Origin of the sequence: Flavobacterium sp. (assembly GCF_043778725.1) — a bacterium.
Classification (GTDB): Bacteria; Bacteroidota; Bacteroidia; order Flavobacteriales; family Flavobacteriaceae; genus Flavobacterium.
This window is the reverse complement of the sequence record NZ_JAYWFT010000163.1, coordinates 22,091-48,035: the sequence shown is the minus strand read 5'-3', so window position 1 is coordinate 48,035 and position 25,945 is coordinate 22,091. Positions and strand designations below refer to the sequence as shown.

The following is a 25,945-nucleotide window of genomic DNA, read 5'->3' as shown; positions in this document are numbered from 1 at the left end:
AATTTGGGCTTTATTTCTAATCATGAATAAAGCCCTTTTTTTATATCTAATTCTTACTTCGGTATTGATTTCTTGCAATTCTAAAGAAGTCAAAAAAATCAGTGAAACTGGTCGAAAAACAAATGAAGTTGCGGTAATAATTGACGACCAACTCTGGAACGGAGAAGTTGGCGACAGCGTGCGAAATAAATTTGCATCACCAGTCATTGGTTTACCTCAAGAAGAACCAGTTTTTACTTTAAATCAATATCCAGTAAAATTGCTTGAAGGTTTCATGAACAACAGTAGAAATATTATTGTTGTAAAAAGAGAAGCTAAAAGTCAGTTCAGAATCGAATACAACGAATATGCAAACCCACAAGTAGTAGTGCATATTTCTGGAAAAACGGTTCAAGAATTACTGGATACTATTCAGGCAAACGATTCTTTAATGATTACTAAATTTAGACAATCAGAAATTAAAGTTTATCAAGATAGAATCAAGCAAGATTCATTGATTGACACTAAAAATCTTTCCGAAAAATTTAATATTAAAGTGGCAATTCCATCCAAATACAAACTGGTAATGCACGGAAAAAAATTTCTTTGGTACAAGAAAGACATCACCAGCGGAAACCTAAGTCTAATTTTTTATCAAATTCCATTAAAAAGTATTAAAGACGACAGCAAAGCCATTAATAGAATTACGCACATTAGAGATTCTATAGGAAAAATTTATATTCATGGTGCAGTTCCCAAAACCAGAATGATAACTGAGCCAGCTTTTTCGCCATACATTTCTAAAACGAAAATTTTCAACAAAGAAACATTTGAAACTAGAGGAAATTGGGAGTTACTTCATGAATCTATGAACGGACCATTCATCAATTATGCTATTGTAGATGAACCCAACAATAGAATTTTAGTCATAGAGGGTTTTTGTTACGCACCATCAAAACAGAAAAGAGATTTAATGTTTGAATTGGAAGCGATAATCAAGTCGATACAATTTTTAAAAAAGAAATAAATGGCATCAACCATAAAATGGAAAATAAAGCGTTTTAACGAACTTTCTCTTCAAGAACTATACAGTGTGCTAAAACTTCGTTCTCACGTCTTTGTAGTAGAGCAAAATTGCGTTTATCAAGACATTGATGGAAAAGATGAGAAAGCAATTCACCTACTTGGCGAGTACAATGACAAAATTGTTGCTTACGCACGCTTGTTCAATGCAGGAGATTATTTTGAAAATGCTTCAATTGGTCGCGTAGTAATTCATCCTGATGCGCGCGATAAAAAATTTGGGCACGAAATGATGCAACAAGCAATTGCAGCAATTGAACTTTACTTCGGTCAAACTAAAATTACTATTTCGGCACAATTGTATTTAAAGAAATTTTACGAAAGCCACCAATTTATTCAAACTAGCGAAATGTATTTAGAAGATGATATTGAGCATATTGAAATGAAAAGAGAACTTTAAATTTTCGTAATTAAAATCTCCACACGCTTGTTTTCAGATTCTATTCCGTCAGGAATAGGAAACTTTCTTCCGTAGCCTATATGCGTCATTCGGTTAGTAGCAATCCCTTTTTCAATTAAATGTTCAAACACTTTTTGAGCTCTAGTATGGGATAAGTTATTTTTGCCAGATAATCGGTCGTGAGCATCACTATGTGCACTTCCTATGCAACATACATGACCTTGAATTTCAATAGTTGTATTAGGATTATCGTTTAGATATTTTACTATTTTATCAAGTTCGATTTGGGCTTCGTCTGGATTTTCAAAAATAGTAAGGCCACCTTCAAAAAGTAAATTTTTGATAATGATTTTATCACCTACAACCAATTTATCTGAGAAAGTTTTGTAGTTTTTATAGCGATTTTCAGAGTCTATATTAGATTTCACATTTTGTTCTGAACTCTTAAAAAAAACAATTTCAATAATAGCTTTTCTATTATTTTTTCTAAATTCATCAACAGAAGAGTTACTTTTTAGAAGAAGTTCACCTTTGCCAAGTACAGAGTTACAATTTAGATTAAATTCCCTTTTTATAAAATTCGCTACCGTTTGCGCTCTATTTGTAGACAAAATTAAGTTGCTTTGCAAAGAACCAACATCGTCACAATAACCTTCAATAGAAACAGATGAAATGACAATAGTCTCATCAGAAAAAAAAGTAGTCAAAATGGTTTCAGCCTCATAAGATATAGAGGATTCGTTTGAATTAAAAAAAACTTCAATTGATTTTTTTTCTTCTTGTGAATAGAGCAACGAACAACAAAAAAGGAACAATAAATGAATTTGGTTCATAAATTAAATCTTGGTAATGACCAACTCTACGCGTCTGTCATATTCTGGATCTTTGCCTAGTGGCACAGTATTTCCATAACCTTTAAAAATCATTCGGGTTTTCAGTACACGTCTAAAGGCCAAATATTTATAAACCGATTGTGCTCTATTAGTAGATAATTGACGTTTTTTAGTGTCCTTATCAATAGCTTCTTTCTGGTTTGGCGGCGTGCAACATACATGACCTTGAATTTCAAATTCTAGTGTTTTGTATCGCAAACACAGCAGCGCTACTTTATCCAATTCGGTTTTGGCTTTGGTAGTAAGCTTGCTGCTTCCTTTTTCAAATAGGATGTTTTCTAGATAAATGTGATCGCCAACGATATGATTTTTTTGAATCATGTTGTAAAATCCTGGTAAAACCAATTTAGGAAGTTCTCTCAAGTTCAAAACAACATCTACTCGACGATTTTTAGAACGTTTTTCGGGCAGATTGTCCACGATATCATCATCAATCAACACTCTTCCTTTTCCCTCAATCGTAACGATAATTTTGTTTTTTACGCCACTTTCAGTTAGTTTACTTTGAATAGTGTTGGCTCTATTAGTAGATAATTTAAAGTTATAGGCATCTTTTCCTATATCGTCTGTATAGCCAAATATTTGAATAGATTCAATTCTAGTCGAGTCGGTGTTTTTAATAAAATCAATAACTTCTTTGGCTTGCTTTTCGTCTAATGAAAATTTATCAAATTCAAAATAAACAGATTTTACTGCTTCTTCTTGAGCATGAACAAAACCAAAAACTAAAAGCGGTAAAAATTTTAAAAATCGAAACATTATTGAAGAATTTTGTTATACTCTGCGGTGTTAGATAGGATAGCGCTTGCCTTTGCAATTTCCTCATTGTTTTTTATGTAATAAAGATATAAACCTTCTTTATACTGATAGCGTTTGATGATTTCATCTAGAATTAATTTCTTAATCTCTTTCTGATTTTTGTCTAAAAGTGCTTCCTCACTTTTTTGTAAAGTGGCAAACAATTGATCGTATTGTACCTTGATGGTTTCGTCAATTTTTTCTTTTTTAGCTTTTTCCAAGGTGTTTTTTAATGCAATTTCTGTTTCGGTATCAAAACTGATTTTTTCTTTTTTCAAAAATGCTTTAAATTCGGCATAATCTCCATCGGTTACTGTCGGAATTTTATCGCCCAAATTCGGATTTTTAAAATAATAGGCAGTTACATAATTAAAAATTCCATCATTTTTTTGAAGTACTTCGGCAATAGTGCTAAGTTTAGAATCTGCCAATTCTATATCAGGTTGAATTCCGCCGCCATCATAAACCGTTCTTCCTTTTTTGGTTTTGAAAGCTGTATATTTAGAAGCATCTGTTCTCACAGCTTTTCCATCTTTGTCTTTATGCCAATAATCTAACGCTTGGATGCATCTTCCTGATGGCGTGTAATATCTTGAAATAGTAACTTTTACTTGAGTTCCATAGGTCATGTCTATTGGACGCTGTACTAAACCTTTTCCAAAACTTCTGCTTCCTACAATTACAGCTCTGTCTAAATCTTGAAATGCTCCAGAAACAATCTCACTTGCAGAAGCACTTTTCCCATCTACAATAATTGCTAAAGGAATTTCTAAATCTACTGGTTCTTTTGTGGTTTTATAAGTAACATTGTATTTAACATTTTTAGATTTTGTTGTTACAATTGTTTCGCCTTTTGGGACAAATAAATTGCACACATTTACAGCTTCATTTAGCAATCCGCCTGGATTTCCTCTTAAATCTAAAATAATTTTTTCGGCACCATCAGCTTTTAGTTTTTCTAATGCTTCTTTGGTTTCTTGAGTTGTTTTTCTGTTAAAAGCTGACAATACTATATAACCAGTTTTGGCATCAATTTTAGAAAAGAACGGTACTGCTTTTATCTCAACTTCGTCCAAAATAAGTTGTGCAGTAAGGGTTTTTCCTTGACGGATGTATTTTATGTCAACTTTAGTGTTTTTGGCACCTTTTAGTAATTGGGAAGCATCGTCTTTAAAATCGGAAAGCATAACATCACCAATTTGTATAATGGCATCGCCAGCTTTTAATCCGGCTTTATCGGCAGGAAATCCTTTGTAAGGTTCTCTTATAATTAATTTATCTTCTTTTCTAGTAATCATTGCACCAATTCCGGTGTATTCGCCAGTGTTGTTTATTTTAAATTTAACAACATCTTGTTCGTTGAAATAATTGGTGTATGGATCTAAATCGGCCAACATGCTTTTGATAGCTTTGTCCATCAACTCGGCCGGATTTATTTCGTCAACATAGTTCTGATTTACGGTTTTAAACAACGTAGTAAAGATTTCTATTTGTTTAGCAATTTCAAAAAAATCATCTTTGAAACTAACGCCAACAAACAAAAAACTAGAGGCTATTACTGGAATTATATATCTTTTTTTAAAGTAGTGAAGCATTTTCTTTTTCTTTTTTTGAATTTTAACAAACGAATTTAACAAACAAAATCAAATATATTACATAAACCACAAAAAACTAACTTTTTATATCTTCCTTAAGATATGAACTGTGATTAATTGTTGGCTTTTTCTTCGGATATAGTAAGCTTCCATTTTTCAAATAACTGAATGGTTTTTTCATTTATTTCTTGATAACTCAACCTATCTTTGGTTTGATAAAAGAACATAATGGCATATTGCTTGTCTAAATTGTCGTGAATTAAGTGTTTATTTAGTCGATAACATTCTCTTAAAACGCGTTTAAAATAATTTCTATCTACTGCGTGTTTAAAATGTTTTTTAGAAACAGAAACACCAAATTTTAATTTTTCATCACCGTCAATAATTTTAGAATACACCAATCGTAAAGGATATTTAGAAACCGATTTTCCTTCGGAGAAAAGCAAATCGATGTTTTTTCTGCTTTTAAGTTTTTCTTTTTTGGGATAAGTAAAATCCATAATAAAAGTTAATTATAGATGTTGTAAACAAATTTTACTTCAGAATAGTTGATGTAAAATTGCATCCTGTTTCCTTCATTTTTTCTTGTAATTACTAAAATTTTGCATTGTGATCCATTGTTATCTACGCAATCAAAAGGAACGATTTTATCGGTTTCGGTTTCAATTTTTTCACCATAAGATTTTATGGAAAAAACCTGAATTTCTGGCGAGTTAACAACAATTCTGTCTTTTTTAGCATCAATTGTAATTAGTATTTTGGCATTTACAAAATCGGTCCAATTGTTCCAACCGCCTTTTTCGTTTTTCTCGGTTATACTTACGCTGCTAGTTTTTAATGTTATTGTTTGTCCAAATGTTATTTGAGTAAAGCTTATTAAAACAAAAAGTATCAGAAATTTTTTCATCATTATAAATTTATCGGTGGTAAAACTACAAATTCTATTCCAAAAATAAAGCGTTCTTGTGTAGAACGCTTTTAGATTTATTTTATTTCATAACTATTATTTTCTGGCTTCACATCGGCCATTAATCCACTTGGGTCGATAGTGATTTTTTTAATGGTAGTTTTTTCTCGGTCAATCTCAAAGAAATAATTTGGATTTCCCCAAGCCCAATCTTTTAATATTGTTCTTTTAACATCTGATGTTGGATTTTCTTTTTCAAAACTCATCATGCGCAACGGAATGTAAAATGTTTCTTTTGTTCCATCGGTATATTCAACCAAAATATCAATTGGCATTGGTGTTCTTCCAATTCTTTCTAACGAAACTCCAGTTTTTTTAACACCATCAGTTGCACCTTCAACATTTTTAATTCCATAATCTATAGTATTCAATGTTTTGGTCCAATCGGTTAAATACCAGTCAAGATTTGCTCCAGAAACGCGTTCGGCAGTTCGCTTAATATCATTTGGAGTTGGATGCTTAAACTTGAATTCAGAATAGTAACGTTTTACAGTTTTCATTAAATTCTCTTTTCCGATAAGGTATTGCAATTGTGTTAGAAAAACTTCGCCTTTGCTGTAAGATGCAATGCTATAACTTCTGTTTTCATCATAACGATCGCCATGAGTGGTAAGCGGTTGTTCTTTTCCAGAACTGGCTAAATTAATATAGCCTTTGTAGGCACTTATAAAAGGGTTTTCTGCCTTTTTTTCTGTCAATTCATTTATACCTAAATCTTCAATGAATGAGGTAAATCCTTCGTCCATCCATGGGTTTTTACTTTCGTTAGATGCTAAAACATGTTGAAACCAAGAATGTCCCATTTCATGAGCAATTACGCCAACTAATCCGTCTAGAGTTCCTTCGCCAAGAATTAAAGTACACATGGCATATTCCATTCCGCCATCGCCACCTTGAATCACAGAATATTGTTGGTAAGGATATTTACCTACAATTGTATTGTAATATTCCATCAATTGAACCGTTTTGGGTTGCGCCAATTTCCAGTTATCAATTATTTTAGGATTGTTTTTGTATATAAAATGTAAGGTCGTTCCAAAATCGGTTTTTACTACATCGTGAATGTAATTTTTATCGGCAGCCCAAGTAAAATCATGAACCATTGGCGCTACAAAATGCCAAGTAAGCGTTTTTTGTTTCTTAGGAATTTTTACTTCAATTCCAGAATCTTGATAATTGAAACCAATTTCGTTTGGGTTTTGAAGATAACCACTTCCGCCAAGAAGATAATTTTTATCAATTGTAATGTTTACATCAAAATTTCCCCAAACTCCGTGAAATTCTCTTGCTACATAAGCATCGGCATGCCATCCTTCAAAGTCAAATTCGGCCATTTTTGGATACCATTGACTCATTGAAAGCTCAACACCTTCTTTATTATTTCGTCCCGAACGACGAATTTGAACTGGAACTTGTCCGTCAAAATCTAAAGTAAATGTAGTTGATTTTCCCGGTAAAATAGGTTGTGCAAGCGTAACTTCTAGTATAGTTTCAACTTCTTTTGCAATAGCGGAAATACCATCTTGTTTAAAATTGGAAATGTGTAAATAACCAATTTCATTGGGTTGCAATTTAGAAATTCTGCTTTCTTTTACATCTTTGCCATCAACTTTTATTTTATTTACCATTCTGCCATCAGGATCTTTTACATTTTGCAAACGCATGTCCATTTCGCTTCCTGGTTGAAAAGCGTTATTGTACAAATGATAAAAAACACGACGCAAAGTATCGGGTGAATTATTAGTGTAAACTAATTCTTGTTTTCCTTTGTATTGATAGTTTTTTACATCCATCGTTACATTCATTTTATAATCTACATGTTGTTGCCAATAAGAAGAACTTTGCGCATAAATAGTGGTGAAACCAAAGCCTAAAAATGATAATAAAAGTAATTTTTTCATCTGTATTTTTTAAATAAAAAAATGGAAGAACTAGTGTCCTTCCATTGGTTTTATGGTTTAATCTATTATTTTTTTGACATTTGTTCTGCCATTAATAACGCATTGTAAGCATTCACAATTTTTCCAGAAACACAAGTTGTAGTAAAAGCAACGTTTTCTTTTTTTTCGCCAATTGCAACTGTTGTAGAAATTGGTGTTCCAGAATCCATCAAGATATGTTTTACTTGAGAAGCAGTAAGTTTAGGATAGTATGATCTTACCAAAGCAGCTACTCCAGCAGCATTTGGTGATGCCATTGATGTTCCGTTTTCAAATACATATTTATTGTTTGGTATTGTTGCCCAAATTTTTACTCCAGGAGCAAAAACATCTACGTTCTTCTGACCATAATTAGAGAAATCTGCAACTAATTTAGAACCATATTCATAGTTTAAAGCACCAATTGTTAAAACATTATCAGCAACGGAAGTTCCGTTATTTGTATCCGTTGGAAAACTTGGTTCTGTATCTACATCTTTAGCATCATTTCCTGCGGCAAAAACGATTAATACATCTTTGCTTTCTGCATATTTTATTGCATCCCAAACCCATTGTTTGTGAGGAGAAAAATCTTTTCCAAAACTTCCATTAATTACTTTTGCGCCATTATCAACTGCATAGCGAATTCCCAAAGCAATATCTTTGTCATATTCGTCACCGTTAGGAACAGCTCTAACCGACATAACTTCTACATTATTAGCAACAACACCATCGCCACCTTTTCCGTTTTCACGAATTTGAGCAATAATTCCTGCAACATGTGTTCCGTGAAGTGCATCTACAACATCTGGACCTTTTACATTTCCGTTTCCGTAGAATTTCATGTCCATAGTATCTGGATTGTCACCAGTTTTTCTACCGCTAAATTCTACATTTAAATTGTAGTTTAATTGACCATAGATATAATCAATATAAGATTTAATTTCATCTTGAAAGCCTTCGCCAGCTTGAGTTGCAACACTAGTCATGATCATCTTACTTTTGCTAAGATTTGCATCAGTAGTAACAATAGCTTTCAAATCAGCCATTGTGTATTTTTCTTTTTTTAAAAAATCTTTGATGTCTTTATCAGCCTTAGAAATCATATCAACCTGAGGTTTTTGTTGCATCATTTCTGCCAATTTTGCATCCAATGCAGCTTTTGCCTCTTTGTAAGTTGCCGAACCATCATCGCCTTTTTTAACAATACGAGTTAATTCAAGATTTTCGTTGGTTGCTTCACCTAGAAAATTCCATCCATGAACATCATCAATATAACCATTTTTATCATCATCAATATTGTTTCCTGCAATTTCTTTTTTGTTGGTCCAAATTTTTCCTTTAAGGTCTTCATGGTCAATATCCAATCCAGAATCTACAATTCCAACAATAATTTTTGTTCCTTTTTTAGTTTTCAAAAACTCATTGTAAGCCTTGTCAACACTCATTCCGGGAACGGTATCTTTTACTAAATCTAAATCACTCCAGCGTTTCAAATCTGCATCTTTTAAAGGTGTAGTTTTTAATGGAGTTTTGTCAATGTTTGCAGGATTTGTAGCAACAATTGGAGCTAATGCAGGACTACAACTTGAAAGTGCAAGTGCAACAACTGCCGAGATAAAAAGCGGTTTTATTGATTTCATTTTATTAATTTTAAGTAAAATATGGGTCTAAAAGTATCTAGTTTTGTTACAATTTAAAAATCATTAACATTAGATTAAGATATCTTCACACTTGAAAACGTCTTTCAATCGGATGCCTTTTTCAGTTTTTTCAACCGTTATAATTTCATTATGAGCATCATGTTCTAGCAATAAATAAAAATTATTCTCGGCACAATTTTCTAAAAATTTAGATTTTTCGGGCATGGTTAAAAGTGGTCTTGTGTCATATCCCATAACATAAGGCAAGGGCAAATGACCAGCTGTGGGAATCAAGTCGGCACAAAAAACGATAGTTTTATCTTGGTATTGAATGTGCGGAATCATCATTTTTTCGGTGTGTCCATCAACGAAGAAAATCCCAAAATCCAATTCCGATTTTTCTAAGAAATCTCCTTCGGGTCTTTTGATAAAATTAAGTTGTCCACTTTCTTTCATTGGCAAAATGTTTTCAGATAAAAAAGATGCTTTTTCTCTCAAGTTTGGTTTAGTTGCCCATTCCCAATGATTTTCGTTAGTCCAAAATTTTGCATTCTTAAATGCTACTTCGTAACCAGTTTTGTCATTATTCCAATTTACGCTTCCGCCACAATGGTCAAAATGCAAATGTGTCATAAAAACATCGGTAATATCATCTCTGTGAAAACCATATTTTGCTAGCGATTTATCTAACGAATGGTTTCCCCAAAGCGAATAATAACTAAAGAATTTATCCGATTGCTTGTTTCCCATTCCAGTGTCAATGAGTATCAATCGATTTGCATCTTCAATTAATAAACATCTTGCGGCAATGTCAATAAGATTATTTTCGTCTGCCGGATTGGTTTTGTTCCAAATGGTTTTTGGGACAACGCCAAACATTGCACCACCATCAAGTTTGAAGTTACCAGCTTCAATAGGATATAGTTTCATTTTTTTATATTTCTAAAATCGGTGCAATTTACTAAATCAGTTTGTTTTGATTGCATCGAAATCGATTTTTTCTATCCTAACATTCGTTATAAAAATGTTATTGATTGTTGATAAAATAGATAAATGTAGTAACTTTGTACTTTATTTAGACAAAATCAAAATAAGCAATGATAAAAGTATCTGATACAGCAAGCAAAAGAATCATCGACATGATGAAAGATGACGGTTTTGACGCTGCCATAGATTACGTTAGAGTAGGCGTAAAAAGTGGTGGTTGCTCGGGTTTGTCGTATGAATTAAAATTTGACAAACAGCTAGGCGAAAACGACAAAGTTTTTGAAGATAATCATGTAAAAATAGCCGTAGAAAAGAAATCCTTCTTGTATTTAGCAGGAACAATTTTAGAATTTTCAGGCGGATTGAACGGAAAAGGATTTGTATTTAATAATCCAAATGCAAGTAGAACTTGTGGATGCGGAGAAAGTTTTTCACTTTAAAATAAACTAAAAGAGTTAAACCATTAAGATGTTAAATTTCGTTAAGTCTTAATTTTCTTAATTTCTTAATGGTTTTAAAAAAAATAAAATGTCAAAATACACAGAGGACGATTTAAAAATAGAATTAGAAACTAAGGAATATGAATACGGATTTTATACCGATTTAGATTCTGAAACGTTTCCTATTGGTTTAAACGAAGATATAGTTCGTGCGATTTCCTTGAAAAAAGAAGAACCGCAGTGGATGACCGATTGGCGTATTGAAGCTTTTCGTGCTTGGCAAGAAATGGTGGAACCAGAATGGGCAAATGTACATTACGTGAAACCAGATTTTCAGGCAATTTCTTATTATTCAGCACCTAAAAAAGCCGATCCAAATAAAACGTTAGACGATGTTGATCCAGAATTGTTAGCCATGTACAAAAAGCTAGGAATTAATGTTGATGAACAAAAAATGATGAACAATATCGCTATGGATATTGTAGTAGATTCAGTTTCTGTTGCAACAACATTCAAAAAAACATTAAACGAAAAAGGAATTATTTTTTGTTCAATTTCGGACGCAATTAAAGAACATCCAGAATTAGTTCGTAAATATTTAGGAACTGTTGTACCGCAAAGAGATAATTTTTATGCGGCATTAAATTCGGCTGTTTTCTCTGACGGAAGTTTTTGTTATATTCCAAAAGGCGTTCGTTGTCCGATGGAATTATCAACATATTTTAGAATTAATCAAGCAGGAACAGGACAATTTGAAAGAACACTTTTAATTGCCGACGAAGGAAGTTATGTGTCTTATCTTGAAGGTTGTACAGCGCCAAGTCGTGACGAAAATCAATTGCACGCAGCAGTTGTAGAACTAATTGCTTTGGATAATGCCGAAATAAAATATTCAACAGTTCAAAATTGGTATCCAGGTAATAAAGAAGGAAAAGGTGGTGTTTATAATTTTGTTACCAAAAGAGGAATTTGCGAGAAAAGCGCCAAAATTTCTTGGACGCAAGTCGAAACTGGTTCTGCAATTACTTGGAAATATCCATCGGTTATTTTAAAAGGCGATAATTCAATTGGAGAGTTTTATTCGATTGCAGTTACCAATAATTTTCAGCAAGCCGATACTGGAACAAAGATGATTCACATCGGGAAAAACACAAAATCAACGATTATTTCGAAAGGAATTTCGGCAGGAAAGTCTCAAAATAGTTACCGTGGTTTGGTCCGAATAGGAGCAAATGCCGATAATGCCAGAAATTTTTCACAATGCGATTCACTTTTGATGGGAAATAATTGTGGTGCGCATACGTTTCCTTACATCGAAAGCAAAAATACTTCTGCCAAAATTGAGCACGAAGCAACAACAAGTAAAATCGGTGAAGATCAGGTTTTCTATTGCAACCAAAGAGGAATTCCAACTGAAAAGGCAATTGCGTTAATCGTAAATGGTTTCAGTAAAGAAGTTTTAAATAAATTACCTATGGAATTTGCTGTGGAAGCTCAGAAGTTATTGGAGATTTCGCTAGAAGGAAGTGTTGGATAGTTTAACATGGAGGATTAAAAAATAATTGTATTTTTACAAAAAACATTTTATGAGTTTTATACATTCTAGTTTTTTTAGTTACAGAAGAAATTCAGACGACATCAATTTTATTTATAATTTGAAAAATATTATTCAGTCAGAAGGAAAGTATGCGACAAATTATGATTCTGTTTTTTTTGACGAAAAATGTATTGAATTAGGTAATGATTTTGACGAAAAAATATATGATGGAATAAAGAAATCTTGTTCATTCACTTTAATTTTTTCTCCAATTTACATAAATAAAAATAATGATTGGTGCGCTAGAGAACTATTTACAGCAATAAAATTTGAAAATTATATTAGAGAAAAAATAGGCAATAATAAATTTTGTTTAATTTTTCCATTAATACACAGGGGTAAAACGGAAGATTTGCCTAAAAGCATAGCAAAGAAAAACGCAAAATTTCTTTATGAATATACTGCTGATATAAAAAACTCCTCAATAACAGGAACCCCAACTACTCCAAACTTTGAAAAATTTAAAGCTTATTTAGGAGAAGTGTTTACAGAAAATTATAAGTTAATAAAAGACTTTGAATTTGATTGGGACGATATTGAAAAAAATGTTTTATCTCCACAAGATGAAGAATTAAAAAATTGGATAATAGAACAAAATCAATTATACAGAAAGAACGAAAGTGAAAACCTTCCGAAATTAAAATAAAATGAAAAAGATAGAAACATTCAAAGGAAAATCTATAACTTTTTATTCTTACAAAGGTGGAGTTGGACGCAGTATGGCATTAATAAATATTGCATGTCTACTTGCAAAACAAGGTAAAAAAGTTTTAATGATTGATTGGGATTTAGAAGCGCCTGGTTTACATACTTATTTTAATGGTGACGTTAAAAAAACTGATTTAGGATTAGTTGATTTAATAATTGATTCTAAAGAATATCTAGATATTGAAAAGAACAATAATGAAGATAGAATTAATAAATATTTTAAGGATAATATTGGTCGATTTATAAAAAGTGATTTAGTTTTAAAAGAACAAAAAAAATTAAAACTAAAACAAGGTTTTACTCTTGATTTACTAAAAGCAGGGAACTTTGATAAAGAGTACACATCTAGGCTTTCAAGTATTAATTGGATAGATTTTTATTCACATTCTCCAGAATACTTTAGAACATTTGCAAAACATCTAGAAGAAAAATACGATTATATTTTAATTGATAGCAGAACAGGTTTAGCAGACTCAAGTGGTGTTTGTACTATGCTTATGCCTAGTGTTTTGGTTTTAGTTTTTGCTTTAAATCAACAGAATATTGATGGTGTAATTAATGTTTGTAAACAAGCATTAGAATATAGATTTAGTTCACACGATGAGCGAAATCTGAATATTTTTCCTTTACCTGCAAGAATAGATAATAATTCCAAAAATTATCAGCATTGGGAAGATATTTATAAAAAAGAATTTGAAACACTTTTTTCTGAAATTTTTAAATTAGAAAGATGTGATTTAAGAAATTACTTTGACATTGCTCAAATAAAATACGATTCAAGTAATTCATATGGAGAGAATATACCAACGCTAACCGAGAATGTAAACAACAGGAATTTTATTTCATATGATTACAACCAACTTGCTAATATTTTAGATAGAGAAATTCCAATATGGGAATATTTATCAGATGATGAAATAGAATCAATAGAGGCCAAAGTAGAAGTTTATGAAAAACAAAAAAATCACAAAGAAATAGTCAATTTATTAGAATCAATTTCCCCATTTAAAAAAGGAGACACAGCATATCTTGCAAGATATTCACATAATCTAATTGAATATTCAAAAAAAATAAAAGATGATAAATTTAGAATAGTGCTTTTTGAAAAAGCATATGAATTGTCATCAATCCAAAATAATCTTACAGGAGATAGTTATAATTTGGCTTGTGCATTGTCTTTATTAAACAAAAAAGAAGAAGCTATTCAATTAATATCTGAGTTGTTTAATGATTCTGATAATATTGAATATTATATTGAATTGATAAATAAGGATTTAGATTATGATTTTATAAATATTAAAGATGACCCTAAGTTTGATGCTTTAATAAAAAAACACCACATAGATTTATCAGAAAAAAACACTTAAAATTAAAGTCATGGATATAGTTTTAAAAAACGTAAAGAAAAAAGATTTTCCAGTGTTAAAATCATTGGCAAAATCACTTGGTTTTGAAATTGTACAAGAAGAAAAACCATACAATCCTGAATTTGTTAAAGAAATTTTGGATGCTGAAAAAAGTATTAAAGATGGCAAAGGAGTAAAAATAAAATTGGAAGATTTGTGGAAGTAATCTATTCAGATAAGGCTCAAAAGGATAGAGAGTTTTGGAAAAAATCTGGCAATAAAGCAATTATGTATAAAATAACTGCTTTGATAGAAGATATCCAATTGCATCCTTTTGAAGGAATTGGAAAACCAGAGCAATTAAAACACCAATTATCAGGAAAATGGTCTAGAAGAATAAATCAAGAACATCGAATAATATATAAGGTTACAGAAGAAAATACAATTGAAATATTAGATATTTTGTCATTAAAAGGACACTACGAATAAACAAAACAACAAATGTTAAAAATTAGCAACTTACACGCTTCAGTAGAAGACAAAGAAATATTAAAAGGAATCAATCTTGAGATAAACGCAGGAGAAGTTCACGCAATTATGGGACCAAACGGTGCAGGAAAATCGACACTTTCTTCCATTATTGCAGGAAACGAAAACTACACTGTAACAGATGGAGAAATCCTTTTGGAAGGCGAAGATATTTCGGAATTGGCTCCAGAAGAAAGAGCGCACAAAGGCGTTTTTCTTTCGTTTCAATATCCTGTTGAAATTCCGGGTGTTTCGGTTACCAATTTTATCAAAACATCGATAAACGAAACAAGAAAAGCCAACGGAAAAGAAGACATGCCAGCAAACGAAATGCTGAAATTAATCCGTGAAAAATCGGAATTACTGGAAATTGACCGTAAGTTTCTTTCTCGTTCGTTAAACGAAGGTTTTTCTGGTGGTGAAAAGAAACGTAATGAGATTTTCCAAATGGCAATGTTAGAGCCGAAATTAGCGATTCTAGATGAAACAGATTCTGGTTTGGATATTGATGCGCTTAGAATTGTTGCAAACGGTGTAAACAAACTTAAAAATCAAAATAACGCTGTTTTAGTAATCACGCATTACCAACGTTTGTTAGATTATATTATTCCAGATTTTGTTCACGTTTTAATGGACGGAAAAATCGTAAAATCAGGCGGAAAAGAACTTGCTTACGAATTGGAAGAAAAAGGATACGACTGGATTAAGAATGAAGTAGAAGTTTAAAAAAAGTTATCAGTTTTCTGTTATCAGTTTCAAACTGATAACAAAAATAACTGACAACTGACAACAAAAACATATGGAATTAAAAGAAAAATTAATCTCGTCTTTTATGGCGTTTGAAGAAAAGATTGACGTGAATTCCGATTTGCACGATATCCGAACTTCGGCTATAAAAAACTTTGAAAATAAAGGTTTTCCAACCAAAAAAGAGGAAGCTTGGAAATATACATCACTGAATTCAATTTTGAAAAATGATTTTTCAGTATTTCCAAAACATGAAAATACAATTGAATTTTCAGATGTAAAAAAATATTTTATCCACGAAATTGACACCTACAAAGTCATTTTTGTAGACGGAATTTTCTCTTCGTTTTTATCATCAACAACGCACGATGGTTTGGATGTTTGCTTAATGTCATCGGCATTATCAAAGCCAAAATATAAGTTGGCAATCGATGAATATTTCAACAAAATTGCCAGCAAAGACGAATCGTTAACAACATTAAATACCGCTTTTGCAAAGGAAGGCGCGTACATCAACATCCCAAAAAGTAAGGTTGTAGAAAAACCAATCGAAATCATTTATTTCTCTACAGGAAAGGAAAATGCGCTTTTGGTTCAGCCAAGAAATTTGGTTATTGTGGGTGAAAATGCTCATGTTCAAATAATTGAAAGACATCAATCGTTGAACGAAAATCCAGTTTTGACCAATTCAGTAACCGAGATTTTTGCGAAGAAACGCGCCATTGTAGATTATTATAAAATCCAAAACGATTTACAATCTGCCAATTTAATTGACAATACGTACATCGCTCAGAAAGATCAAAGTCATGCTTCGGTTCATACATTCACTTTTGGTGGAAATATTACCAGAAACAATCTGAATTTCTTTCATCAAGGCGAACATATCGATTCAACTTTAAAGGGAATTACAATTATTGGCGACAAGCAACACGTAGATCATTACACGTTGGTGCAACACGCAACGCCAAATTGTGAAAGCCATCAAAACTACAAAACCATCTTAAACGATAGCGCAACAGGCGTTTTTAACGGAAAGATTTTTGTAGAAAAAGAAGCGCAGAAAACGGATGCTTTTCAGCAAAACAACAATATTTTGTTAAGCGATAAAGCAACCATAAATGCAAAACCACAATTGGAAATTTTTGCTGACGACGTAAAATGTTCACACGGTTGCACGATTGGTCAATTGGATGAAAGCGCCATGTTCTACATGCAACAACGTGGAATTCCAAAGAAAGAAGCCAAAGCATTATTGATGTACGCCTTCTCAAACGAAGTGATTGAAAGCATCAAAATACCAGAATTAAAACAACGAATTACCAAAATTATCGCTACAAAATTGGGTGTTAATTTAGGTTTTGATTTATAAGATTTAGAAGCGAATGGCTTGGGCATTTTAGCATACCATTTTCCATCTTTACTCTACAATAAAAAAGTCCCGATCCGAGCTTTTGCGAATTAGCGAAGCAAACACTCGGGACTTTTTTATTTTCTCTTCAAATGAAATTCATCGAATACCACTAAAGATATTATTTCAGTGAGATAATCTGGGCTAGATTGGTGATTGCATCGGTTACGGTTAATCTTTTGAATTTCAATAAGAAAAAGATTGTGGTGGAGTTAAATTATAATCATCTTTAAGACTTTATAGTTTTTCACAAATAAAAATTCATTTTTTACTAAATGACCTAATCTAAAAAAAACATATAATTTTCAATTATTAATGTTTTATCGTCTATGAATTCAAATTTGATTACATTTGACTACAATTAACATTTGTTTATAACAACAAGTTTAGATTGATTTACTATTTCCCTAAATAAATTATGGCGAAAATGAAATCAGCACTTCCCAAAAGTAGTCCTTTAACACTTTCAAAATCGGATAAGTTAAAGCCAAATCAAAATTCTGACAAAGACGATTTACCAACCGATTTAACTTCCAAAGAAGAACTTAGCAAGGCAACTCATGGGTTTCCTATAGTTGCCATTGGCGCTTCGGCTGGTGGACTTGAGGCGGTTACTCAGTTGCTGCAAAATCTTTCGCCAACTACAGGAATGGCTTTTATTTATGTGCAACATTTAAGTCCAGATCATAAAAGTATTTTGCCTTCTTTGTTGTCTAAAGCAACCCAAATGGAAGTGCAAGATATTGATGATATGGAAAAAATGATTCCTAATAATGTTTATGTAATTCCATACAATAAAGAAATTGAAGTCATTGACGGACATATAAAATTAACGCCAAGACCCAAAAACAGGACGTCAAATCTTTCTATTGATTTGCTTTTTTCGTCGTTGGCAGAAACCCATAAAGAAAATGTTATAGGTGTCGTTTTATCAGGAAACGCCAATGATGGCACTCGTGGTTTAAAAGATATAAAACTTGCTGGAGGAATTACTTTTGCTCAAGATAAATCGGCAAAATTTAGTAGTATGCCAAATTCTGCAATTGCCGAAGGTGTTGTTGACTTTGTTTTGTCTCCAAAAGAAATTGGTCTAGAAATAAACCTAATTAGTGAAAATCCATTAGCAAGAAGCGATGCAATAAAAAAAACACCCGAATCTGAAATAGAAAATAATGACCCCAGTTTACAACTCATTTTGCAAGTTCTTCACAAGAACAAAAATGTAGATTTTAGTCATTACAAGATGAACACCATCAAGAGAAGAATTATTCGTAGAATGTTGATTCATAAGATAAAAACGCTAAATGAATATGCGTCACTACTTCTTAAAAAAACTTCTGAAATTGATTTGCTTTATCAAGATTTACTCATTAACGTAACCGATTTTTTTAGAGATACCGATGCTTTTTTACTTTTAAAAAATACAATTTTACCCAAAATTGTAAAAACTAAAACTTCAGGTGAAAGTATAAGAATATGGGTTGCAGCTTGTGCTACAGGTGAAGAAGTATATTCTATAGCCATGTTATTATTAGAAATTCAGGACAACAAGACCAATAATATTCCTTTTCAAATATTTGCATCAGATTTAAGTATTGAAGCTATTAATTTAGCACGTATTGGCGAATATTCTATACATCAATTGGCAAACATTTCTCCTGAAAGATTGCAGCGATTTTTTACCAAATCTAAAGATAAATATCGAATTTGTAAATCATTGCGTGATGTTTGTGTTTTTGCGCAACACAACATTTTGCGCGATCCGCCATTTTCTAGAATGGATTTAATTAGCTGTCGCAATGTGCTTATTTATTTAGATACAATTGCCCAGAAAAAAGCCATAGCCACTTTTCATTATGCGCTAAATGACGGTGGTTGTTTAATGTTAGGAAAGTCAGAAACTATAGGTGCATCCGGACACTTGTTTGGAATTACAAATAAAAAATATAAATTTTATTGCCGAAAAAATTATTCGGGATTAAATACCATTCCCAATTTAAACTCAAGAATAGCAAACAGTATTATGCCAAATAAAAACATCAATCCAGCTTTAACAATTAAAAAAACGATTAGCTCTGCAAATGGAAATATTGGTTTAGCTTTCGATTCAGTTTTGCTCGAAAATTATGTTCCTGCAAGTGTAATTGTTAACTATGATTTAGACATTCTTCAATTTAGAGGAACAACTTCGCTTTATCTGCAACATTCTTCGGGAAAAGCTAGTTTTAATATTTTGAAAATGGCACATCCAGAAATCACATTTGAGTTGCGTAATGCCATCCATCATGCTATTAAAACCAAACAAACGGTTATAAAAACTGGTATAGAAATGAACCGCGATAAAACTGGTAATGCGTTCAGAATCGTTAATTTAGAAGTTACGCCTATTAAGATTGAAGGCGAAGAACCACTATTGGTTGTTGTGTTTACAGGTCAACAAATTTCAGAAGTTGAAGAAGATCCAATAAAAGCATCCAAAAATATTTCAGTTGCCAAAGACCGACGTATCAAAAAACTAGAAGAAGAATTAGCAGCAGCAAGATCAGATATGGGATCAATAACCCATGACCAAGAAGCTGTTAATGAGGAATTGCAAAGTTTAAACGAAGAAATTGTTTCAAGCAACGAAGAGCTACAAAGTTTAAATGAAGAACTAGAAACGTCCAAAGAAGAGATAGAATCTACTAACGAAGAACTTACCACTAGCAACCAAGAATTGTATGCTCGTAACCAACAAGTAGAAGAATTATATTCTTATTCTGAAGCGATTATGTCAACCATTCATGAACCGATGCTTATTCTTGATAAAGACATGAAGATTCGTTCTGCCAATATATCTTTTTGTAAAACATTTCAAGTGTCTGAACAAGAAAGTATTGGAACATCACTTTATAAATTAAATAACAATCAATGGAATTTTCAAGGATTACGTGAACTTCTTGAAGATATTGTACCCAATAATATAAGATTTCATGACTTTGAGGTTGAGCACACTTTTCCAACTATTGGACATAAAATATTATTGTTAAATGCGCATAGAGTGAGTCAACCAAGTCAAAATGAAGAGCTAATTGTACTTACTATAATTGATATTACGGCGGTTAGAAAACTAGCTTTGGAAGTTCAAGAAAACGAAATGAAAATTCGTGAAATTCAGTCAGAAGCCGAAAAAAAAGAATTAAAAATCATTGAAGACAGCAATAAACGCTATGAAATGATGCTTATGCAATCGCCATTTGCTTTTGCTATTTTAAAAGGAAAAGAAATGAAAATTTCACTTGCTAATGATAGTGTAAAAACTCTTTGGGGTAAAGGAAATGACATAGAAGGCAAATCATTGATTGAAGTTTTACCAGAAATTGTAACTACCACAATACCAGATTTACTTGATGAAGTATTTACAACAGGAAAACCATTTAACGGTTATGAACTTCTTGTACCGCTGTTGCGAAAAGGAAAAATGGAAGATGTCTATTTCAATTTTGTTTACCAACCTTATATGGAAGCCGACAAAACTATTTCGGGCGTTGCAATAATTGCTTATGAAGTTACAAATCAAGTACATCTAAAAGACCAATTAATAGAAGCTATTGCCAATGCTGAACACAAAACTAAAATTGCCGAAGACGCACTAAATGCCAAACAGCAATTTTTGTCCAATATGAGTCACGAGATTCGAACACCAATGAACGCCATTATTGGATTTACAAATGTGCTACTTAAATCAGAATTAAATAGCCAACAAAAAGAATGTGTCAATGCAGTTAAAACCTCAGGAAATTCTTTAATTGTAATTATTAATGACATTCTTGATCTTGCTAAAGTGAATGCTGGGAAAATGAATTTTGAAGAAACCCCATTCAATTTAACCCAAACAATTTGCGAAATTTTTCACTTATTTGAAGTAAAATGTGAGAAAAAAAAATTAAAATTAGTAAAACACATTGACAGTACTATTCCAAAAATAGTTTTGGGCGACGACATTAGATTGCGACAGATATTTTTGAATTTAATAAGCAACGCCATCAAGTTTACTGAAAAAGGTACAATCACTTTAGATATAAAAATTCTTGAGCAAGATGAAGAAAAAACTACTATAGAATTTGCACTTACCGACACCGGTATTGGTATTCCAGAGAGTAAACTCAACACTATTTTTGATAATTTTGAGCAAGCATTCGATGAAACATCAAGATTGTATGGCGGAACAGGATTGGGACTTGCCATTGTTAAACAGCTTGTTGAACTTCAAGGCGGAACGCTGTTTGTAAAAAGCACATTGGGAAAAGGTTCCACTTTCGGTTTTTCAATGGGTTTTAAAAATACCAATCAAGAAATGCCAGTGGAGGTAGTAATTGAATTAAATAAAAACAATAAACTCACCAATGTAAAAGTCTTGGTTGCAGAGGACATGCCACTCAATCAGCTTTTAATAAAAATCATATTGGATGATTTTGGATTAGAATGTGATATTGCCGAAAACGGAAAAATTGCTATTGAAAAACTCCAAAACAACACTTATGATATTGTGTTAATGGATATTCAAATGCCAGAAATTAATGGCTTTGAAGCAACAGAATTTATTAGAAAAAACATGAAATCTAAAATTCCAATTATTGCTCTAACTGCTGATGTAACTACTGTTGACATTAAAAAAGCCCTGGAAGTTGGCATGAATGATTACATCTCAAAACCAATAGATGAAAAATTATTATACAATAAGATTAAAGATTTATTAATGCGATAAATTTTCATGATTAGAACGAATGTTTTGGGCATTTTTGCCATTCATTTTTCAGCTTTCTGTTATAATAAAAAAAGCTTTCCAACACGGAAAGCTTTTTTATTTTCTCAGCAAATGAAATTCATTGAACACCACTAAAAATATTATTTTAGTGAGATAATCTGGGCTAGATTTGTTATTGTATTGGTTACAGTTAATCTTGATTAAACAAATCTAGATAATCTTTAAAAACATAGAGCTTATTTCGCTCTGCACCAGATATTTCTTTAATTATATTTAATTTTTCTAAATCTGCAAGTAACTTATATCCTGTGACAGCGGATTTTTGAATTAATTCTGCTACTTTGTTAATTTCAATTATAGGTTGTGTATAAAGATAATTAACCACTTTTCTAGCATCAACATTTCTGTTTCCTAACGTTTTAAGTTTTTCTTCTAAATTTTTTTGAAGCTGAAGAATTCCATCAAAAGTTGTCACGCCTTTTTTTGCTGTTTCAATTACACCAGTCAAGAAAAATTTAAGCCATTGATTAATATCATTGTGTGTTCTTGTCCGCATAAGATTATCATAATACAACATTCTGTTTTTCTCAAAAAAATCAGATAAATATAAAATAGGTTGTTTCAATATACCCTTGCTAACCAAATAAATAGTTATAAGCAATCGTCCAACTCTTCCATTACCATCTAAAAATGGATGAATTGTTTCAAATTGATAATGGATAATTGCTATTTTAATTAAATCAGGTAATGGATTAATTTCATCATTAGCAAAAAATTCTAAATCAGAAATCAAGTCATTAATTATGCTATGAAAAGGCGGAATAAAAACAGCATCATTTAGTGTTGCTCCACCAATCCAATTTTGACTTGTTCTATATTCTCCTGGTAATTTATGTTCGCCTCTAACTCCTTGAAGTAAAATTTTATGTGTTTGTTTTATTAATCGAGACGAAAAAGGCAATTTATGTAACAATTTAACTGCTTCATTCATTGCACTAATATAATTTTGAACTTCTTCCCAATCATCTCTTTTCTCGTATGCAATCTCTTCTTTTTTCAAAAAAGCTTCTTCTATATTGGTTTGTGTACCTTCTATTTTTGAAGACTGAGTAGCTTCTTTTGCTATGTGCATTCTAATAAATAAATCTATATTTACATATTCTGAATACATATCTAATCTACCTAGATGCCTATCTGCTTTGCTTAATAACTGAATAACTTCCATGTTGTTTAAAACCCAATCTTTATTGATAAGACTTGGTTGAAAACTTTTATAATAACCTTGGTTTATGTATTGACCAGAAATAAATGATTCCATTCTATTTTTCTTTAAACTTAAACAAAGATAACCTTATTTAAGAAAATGACAAAAAAACTTAAATAATAAATTTATTATTTAAGAAAAAGGAAGTCTTATTTATTGATAGATAATACAACCTCGCTCAAAAATCCATTAAAATCAAAATCTGGATTTTCTTTCAATCCCATTCTCACAATAACCAAATCTTGACTTGGAAAAACAGCTACCATTTGACCTTGAAAACCGCTTGCATAAAACATATCTTTTGGAACATCTGGCAAATATCCGCCGGCGTTTAACCAAAATTGTCCGCCATATCGTCCGTTGGAAGTGTTGGTTGGCGTTGCTACAAATTTTGCCCAACTTTCATTAAATAATTGTTCGCCGTTCCAATTTCCCTTATGTAAATAAAGTAATCCAAATTTTGCCCAATCTCTTGTCGTTGCCCAACCGTAAGACGAACCCACAAAATTTCCAGCCATATCACTTTCAACAATCATAGAGTTCATTCCAATTTTATCAATTAGCGACGCATACCAAAAATCTAAATATTCCTGATGTGTTTTAAACTGATTTCGTAGAATTTTAGACAATAAATTGGTAGTTCCAGACGAGTAATTCCAATGTAAGTTTGGTGGAAATTTGGCTGGTTTTTCAAGTTGCACTTGTCCCATATCTTCGGCTTGAAAAAGCATTTTCGTAGCATCACAAATTTTATCATATTTTTCTTCCCACTCCAATCCAGAGTTCATGTGCAACAAATCACTTGTTCTAATTATGGCACGTTCATCTTTCTGCCATTCTTTTATTGGAGCAGGTTTGTTGATGTCAAATTTGCCTTGTTTTTCGAGAATTCCAAAATAGGTAGCCGTAATACTTTTCGTCATCGACCAACCTAAAATTCTCGAATTTTTATCGAAATCAGTATCGTATTTTTCTGCAATTATTTTGTTTTTGTAAATCACAATTACCGAGCGTGTTCGCTTCTCTTTTTCACCTTTTTCATCAAAAGCATTAGCAACAGCAGCATTTAATTTTGCATAATCAATGTTTGAAAAAACAGAATCTTTAGGTTCATTATTACCATAAGGAAAAGGTAAATTATTTTGTAATTTGTTACGTTTAGGAACTTCATACGGTTTAGAAACATCAAAATTATCGTTTATTAAAGTCGCACCAAGTCCTTCACGGTAAATTGCTTTACGTTCTTTTAATCCAAAAACGGTTGAGGTTACAAATTTTCCAGCATCGTTAATGGTGTTTGATGCCCAATCAATTTTCGGAATATCGTTGTCGCCTTTTTCTATAATTTCCAACGAACGATTGTCATTAAAATGTCCAGAGGCAACACTTTTGGCAGAAAATCCAGAAATTAAATCGAGTTGCGGATAAACTGCAATTCGTAAATAAACTAAAAGTACTAGTACTACAACTGTAAATATTTTAAGGAATTTTTTCATAAAAAGTAATTTTTAAGCAATTTATAAAATTTGAACCATATAAGTTATTTAAGTTCCTATTAGTTTTTTCAACTCTTATGTTTTCTTAAATGTCTAAAGTAGTTTTATATAATATTATTAACAAACGTTTGATAAAATTCCACTGCAATTTGTGTACTTTTGTATTTAGAATTTTTATAAATAAGATGTTAGACATAAATAAAATAAGAGCTGATTTTCCGATACTTTCACAAAAGGTAAATGGAAAACCATTGGTGTATTTCGATAACGGCGCAACTTCGCAAAAACCACAAGTTGTGATTGATGCCATCGCCAAATATTATCAGGAAATTAATGCCAATATTCATCGCGGTGTTCACACATTGAGCCAATTAGCGACTGATGCTTATGAGGTTTCTAGAGGAAAAATCCAAAATCATATCAATGCTAAATTTTTGCATGAAGTGATTTTCACATCAGGAACAACACATTCTATTAATGCGGTTGCTAACGGATTTGCTTCTATTTTGAAAGTTGGCGATGAGGTTTTGGTTTCTGCTTTAGAGCATCATAGTAATATTGTGCCTTGGCAGATGCTATGCGAGAAAACCGGAGCAAAATTAGTTGTGATTCCGATGAATGATAATGGCGAATTGATAATTTCCGAATTTGATAAATTACTTTCAGATAAAACTAAAATTGTAACTGTAAATCATATTTCAAATGCTTTAGGAACTTTGAATCCGATAAAGTATATGATTGATAAAGCACATGAATTTGGTGCTGCAATTTTAATTGATGGCGCGCAAGCAGTTCCGCATTTAAAGCCAGATGTTCAAGAATTAGACTGTGATTTCTATGTTTTTTCAGGTCATAAAATTTGCGGACCAACAGGAACTGGAATTTTATATGGAAGAGAAGAATGGCTTAGAAAATTACCTCCTTATCAAGGTGGTGGCGAAATGATTGCAACGGTTTCGTTTGAGAAAACTACGTATGCAGATTTACCTCATAAATTTGAAGCTGGAACGCCAAATATTGCTGGCGGAATTGTTCTTGGAACCGCAGTCGATTATTTGAACGAAATTGGTTTTGATAATATTGCAGCCTACGAACACGAATTATTAGAATACGGTACCGAAAAATTACTGGAAATTGAAGGTTTGAAAATCTTTGGAACAGCTAAGGAAAAAACTTCGGTAATTTCATTCAACATTGAAGGAATTCATCCGTACGATATTGGAACGATTATTGACAATAAAGGAATAGCAGTACGAACTGGCCATCATTGTGCACAACCAATTATGGATTTCTTTAAAATTCCGGGAACTATAAGAGCAAGTTTTGCCTTTTACAATACCAAAGAAGAAATTGATTTTATGGTTGATGCGATTAAGAAAGCTAAAGCAATGCTGTTGTAA

The 25,945-nt window shown here is 31.9% G+C and carries 22 protein-coding genes; 12 read left to right on the top strand and 10 right to left on the bottom strand.

The genetic code is table 11. The features are described from left to right. The first annotated feature begins 22 nt into the window (after positions 1-22). Together ACH2CG_RS15115 and ACH2CG_RS15110 are read left to right on the top strand one after the other, a co-directional pair. On the top strand, positions 23-1,006 hold the full coding sequence (locus tag ACH2CG_RS15115) for a DUF4837 family protein (RefSeq protein ID WP_395066677.1): 984 nt from the start codon (positions 23-25) through the stop codon (positions 1,004-1,006). After that, positions 1,007-1,462 (top strand): GNAT family N-acetyltransferase, encoded by a 456-nt coding sequence (locus ACH2CG_RS15110; RefSeq protein ID WP_395066675.1) that lies wholly within the window; start codon positions 1,007-1,009, stop codon positions 1,460-1,462. It abuts the gene before it with no gap. On the opposite strand, the gene ACH2CG_RS15105 is transcribed toward ACH2CG_RS15110, so the two are convergent. The 8 genes from ACH2CG_RS15105 to ACH2CG_RS15070 all read right to left on the bottom strand — a co-directional run bounded on the left by ACH2CG_RS15105 (position 1,459) and on the right by ACH2CG_RS15070 (position 10,207). Further along, positions 1,459-2,295: an OmpA family protein gene (locus ACH2CG_RS15105; RefSeq protein WP_395066673.1), complete on the bottom strand. Its 837-nt coding sequence runs from the start codon at positions 2,293-2,295 to the stop codon at positions 1,459-1,461. The two genes, ACH2CG_RS15110 and ACH2CG_RS15105, sit on opposite strands and share 4 nt — an antisense overlap. 3 nt (positions 2,296-2,298) lie before the next feature. Continuing rightward, complete coding sequence (locus ACH2CG_RS15100; protein WP_395066672.1) at positions 2,299-3,114, bottom strand: OmpA family protein; 816 nt, start codon at positions 3,112-3,114, stop codon at positions 2,299-2,301. Beyond that, positions 3,114-4,748: a S41 family peptidase gene (locus tag ACH2CG_RS15095; RefSeq protein ID WP_395066670.1), complete on the bottom strand. Its 1,635-nt coding sequence runs from the start codon at positions 4,746-4,748 to the stop codon at positions 3,114-3,116. Before ACH2CG_RS15095 ends, ACH2CG_RS15100 begins: the two co-directional genes overlap by 1 nt. 113 nt (positions 4,749-4,861) lie before the next feature. Next, a complete protein-coding gene (gene rnpA, locus ACH2CG_RS15090; protein WP_395066668.1) occupies positions 4,862-5,248 on the bottom strand; it encodes a ribonuclease P protein component in 387 nt (128 codons plus the stop codon). Between the two features lie 8 nt (positions 5,249-5,256). Then, positions 5,257-5,655 carry a hypothetical protein gene (locus ACH2CG_RS15085; protein WP_395066666.1) on the bottom strand — a complete coding sequence of 133 codons (399 nt, stop codon included), beginning with the start codon at positions 5,653-5,655 and terminating at the stop codon, positions 5,257-5,259. Between the two features lie 77 nt (positions 5,656-5,732). After that, complete coding sequence (locus ACH2CG_RS15080; protein ID WP_395066665.1) at positions 5,733-7,616, bottom strand: M1 family metallopeptidase; 1,884 nt, start codon at positions 7,614-7,616, stop codon at positions 5,733-5,735. A 65-nt stretch (positions 7,617-7,681) separates the two neighbouring features. Next, positions 7,682-9,277, bottom strand: coding sequence for a S8 family peptidase (locus tag ACH2CG_RS15075; protein ID WP_395066663.1), 1,596 nt, complete (start codon positions 9,275-9,277; stop codon positions 7,682-7,684). A gap of 69 nt (positions 9,278-9,346) precedes the next feature. Continuing rightward, a complete protein-coding gene (locus tag ACH2CG_RS15070; protein WP_395066661.1) occupies positions 9,347-10,207 on the bottom strand; it encodes an MBL fold metallo-hydrolase in 861 nt (286 codons plus the stop codon). A 167-nt stretch (positions 10,208-10,374) separates the two neighbouring features. Here ACH2CG_RS15070 and ACH2CG_RS15065 point away from each other — a divergent pair, with 167 nt between their 5' ends. The 9 genes from ACH2CG_RS15065 (at position 10,375) to ACH2CG_RS15025 (ending at position 21,785) form a co-directional block, all read left to right on the top strand. Then, complete coding sequence (locus ACH2CG_RS15065; protein WP_395066659.1) at positions 10,375-10,704, top strand: HesB/IscA family protein; 330 nt, start codon at positions 10,375-10,377, stop codon at positions 10,702-10,704. A gap of 88 nt (positions 10,705-10,792) precedes the next feature. Continuing rightward, the gene (sufB, locus tag ACH2CG_RS15060; protein ID WP_395066657.1) at positions 10,793-12,241 is read left to right on the top strand and encodes a Fe-S cluster assembly protein SufB; all 1,449 of its coding nucleotides are present in this window, start codon (positions 10,793-10,795) and stop codon (positions 12,239-12,241) included. A gap of 49 nt (positions 12,242-12,290) precedes the next feature. Next, on the top strand, positions 12,291-12,947 hold the full coding sequence (locus ACH2CG_RS15055; RefSeq protein WP_395066655.1) for a toll/interleukin-1 receptor domain-containing protein: 657 nt from the start codon (positions 12,291-12,293) through the stop codon (positions 12,945-12,947). Position 12,948: 1 nt separating this feature from the next. Further along, the gene (locus ACH2CG_RS15050; protein ID WP_395066653.1) at positions 12,949-14,376 is read left to right on the top strand and encodes a tyrosine-protein kinase family protein; all 1,428 of its coding nucleotides are present in this window, start codon (positions 12,949-12,951) and stop codon (positions 14,374-14,376) included. A 10-nt stretch (positions 14,377-14,386) separates the two neighbouring features. Then, entirely contained in the window at positions 14,387-14,581 is a 195-nt protein-coding gene (locus ACH2CG_RS15045; RefSeq protein ID WP_395066651.1) for a DUF2683 family protein, read from the top strand. Continuing rightward, positions 14,572-14,844, top strand: a complete 273-nt coding sequence (locus ACH2CG_RS15040) for a Txe/YoeB family addiction module toxin (RefSeq protein WP_395066650.1) — start codon at positions 14,572-14,574, stop codon at positions 14,842-14,844. Before ACH2CG_RS15045 ends, ACH2CG_RS15040 begins: the two co-directional genes overlap by 10 nt. Positions 14,845-14,856: 12 nt before the next feature. Further along, positions 14,857-15,609 (top strand): Fe-S cluster assembly ATPase SufC, encoded by a 753-nt coding sequence (gene sufC, locus ACH2CG_RS15035; protein WP_395066648.1) that lies wholly within the window; start codon positions 14,857-14,859, stop codon positions 15,607-15,609. Between the two features lie 73 nt (positions 15,610-15,682). Continuing rightward, positions 15,683-16,999, top strand: a complete 1,317-nt coding sequence (gene sufD / locus ACH2CG_RS15030; protein WP_395066646.1) for a Fe-S cluster assembly protein SufD — start codon at positions 15,683-15,685, stop codon at positions 16,997-16,999. Between the two features lie 466 nt (positions 17,000-17,465). Then, complete coding sequence (locus tag ACH2CG_RS15025) at positions 17,466-21,785, top strand: CheR family methyltransferase (protein ID WP_395066644.1); 4,320 nt, start codon at positions 17,466-17,468, stop codon at positions 21,783-21,785. A 190-nt stretch (positions 21,786-21,975) separates the two neighbouring features. Here the strand turns inward: ACH2CG_RS15025 and ACH2CG_RS15020 are convergent, their stop codons facing one another. Both ACH2CG_RS15020 and ACH2CG_RS15015 read right to left on the bottom strand, forming a co-directional pair. Beyond that, positions 21,976-23,103 (bottom strand): Fic family protein, encoded by a 1,128-nt coding sequence (locus tag ACH2CG_RS15020; RefSeq protein WP_395066643.1) that lies wholly within the window; start codon positions 23,101-23,103, stop codon positions 21,976-21,978. Between the two features lie 95 nt (positions 23,104-23,198). Then, on the bottom strand, positions 23,199-24,545 hold the full coding sequence (locus tag ACH2CG_RS15015; protein WP_395066641.1) for a serine hydrolase domain-containing protein: 1,347 nt from the start codon (positions 24,543-24,545) through the stop codon (positions 23,199-23,201). Between the two features lie 185 nt (positions 24,546-24,730). Here ACH2CG_RS15015 and ACH2CG_RS15010 point away from each other — a divergent pair, with 185 nt between their 5' ends. After that, a complete protein-coding gene (locus ACH2CG_RS15010) occupies positions 24,731-25,945 on the top strand; it encodes an aminotransferase class V-fold PLP-dependent enzyme (RefSeq protein ID WP_395066640.1) in 1,215 nt (404 codons plus the stop codon).

Bases quoted from the DNA above. Each gene is read 5' to 3' on its own strand.
- ACH2CG_RS15105 (WP_395066673.1), bottom strand. From the start codon at position 2,295: ATGAACCAAATTCATTTATTGTTCCTTTTTTGTTGTTCGTTGCTCTAT.
- ACH2CG_RS15100 (WP_395066672.1), bottom strand. From the start codon at position 3,114: ATGTTTCGATTTTTAAAATTTTTACCGCTTTTAGTTTTTGGTTTTGTT.
- sufD (WP_395066646.1), top strand. From the start codon at position 15,683: ATGGAATTAAAAGAAAAATTAATCTCGTCTTTTATGGCGTTTGAAGAA.
- ACH2CG_RS15025 (WP_395066644.1), top strand. From the start codon at position 17,466: ATGAAATCAGCACTTCCCAAAAGTAGTCCTTTAACACTTTCAAAATCG.
- ACH2CG_RS15110 (WP_395066675.1), top strand. From the start codon at position 1,007: ATGGCATCAACCATAAAATGGAAAATAAAGCGTTTTAACGAACTTTCT.
- ACH2CG_RS15050 (WP_395066653.1), top strand. From the start codon at position 12,949: ATGAAAAAGATAGAAACATTCAAAGGAAAATCTATAACTTTTTATTCT.
- ACH2CG_RS15065 (WP_395066659.1), top strand. From the start codon at position 10,375: ATGATAAAAGTATCTGATACAGCAAGCAAAAGAATCATCGACATGATG.
- ACH2CG_RS15020 (WP_395066643.1), bottom strand. From the start codon at position 23,103: ATGGAATCATTTATTTCTGGTCAATACATAAACCAAGGTTATTATAAA.
- ACH2CG_RS15075 (WP_395066663.1), bottom strand. From the start codon at position 9,277: ATGAAATCAATAAAACCGCTTTTTATCTCGGCAGTTGTTGCACTTGCA.
- ACH2CG_RS15080 (WP_395066665.1), bottom strand. From the start codon at position 7,616: ATGAAAAAATTACTTTTATTATCATTTTTAGGCTTTGGTTTCACCACT.
- ACH2CG_RS15010 (WP_395066640.1), top strand. From the start codon at position 24,731: ATGTTAGACATAAATAAAATAAGAGCTGATTTTCCGATACTTTCACAA.
- rnpA (WP_395066668.1), bottom strand. From the start codon at position 5,248: ATGGATTTTACTTATCCCAAAAAAGAAAAACTTAAAAGCAGAAAAAAC.
- ACH2CG_RS15045 (WP_395066651.1), top strand. From the start codon at position 14,387: ATGGATATAGTTTTAAAAAACGTAAAGAAAAAAGATTTTCCAGTGTTA.
- ACH2CG_RS15070 (WP_395066661.1), bottom strand. From the start codon at position 10,207: ATGAAACTATATCCTATTGAAGCTGGTAACTTCAAACTTGATGGTGGT.
- ACH2CG_RS15055 (WP_395066655.1), top strand. From the start codon at position 12,291: ATGAGTTTTATACATTCTAGTTTTTTTAGTTACAGAAGAAATTCAGAC.
- ACH2CG_RS15115 (WP_395066677.1), top strand. From the start codon at position 23: ATGAATAAAGCCCTTTTTTTATATCTAATTCTTACTTCGGTATTGATT.
- ACH2CG_RS15095 (WP_395066670.1), bottom strand. From the start codon at position 4,748: ATGCTTCACTACTTTAAAAAAAGATATATAATTCCAGTAATAGCCTCT.
- ACH2CG_RS15085 (WP_395066666.1), bottom strand. From the start codon at position 5,655: ATGAAAAAATTTCTGATACTTTTTGTTTTAATAAGCTTTACTCAAATA.
- ACH2CG_RS15015 (WP_395066641.1), bottom strand. From the start codon at position 24,545: ATGAAAAAATTCCTTAAAATATTTACAGTTGTAGTACTAGTACTTTTA.
- sufC (WP_395066648.1), top strand. From the start codon at position 14,857: ATGTTAAAAATTAGCAACTTACACGCTTCAGTAGAAGACAAAGAAATA.
- sufB (WP_395066657.1), top strand. From the start codon at position 10,793: ATGTCAAAATACACAGAGGACGATTTAAAAATAGAATTAGAAACTAAG.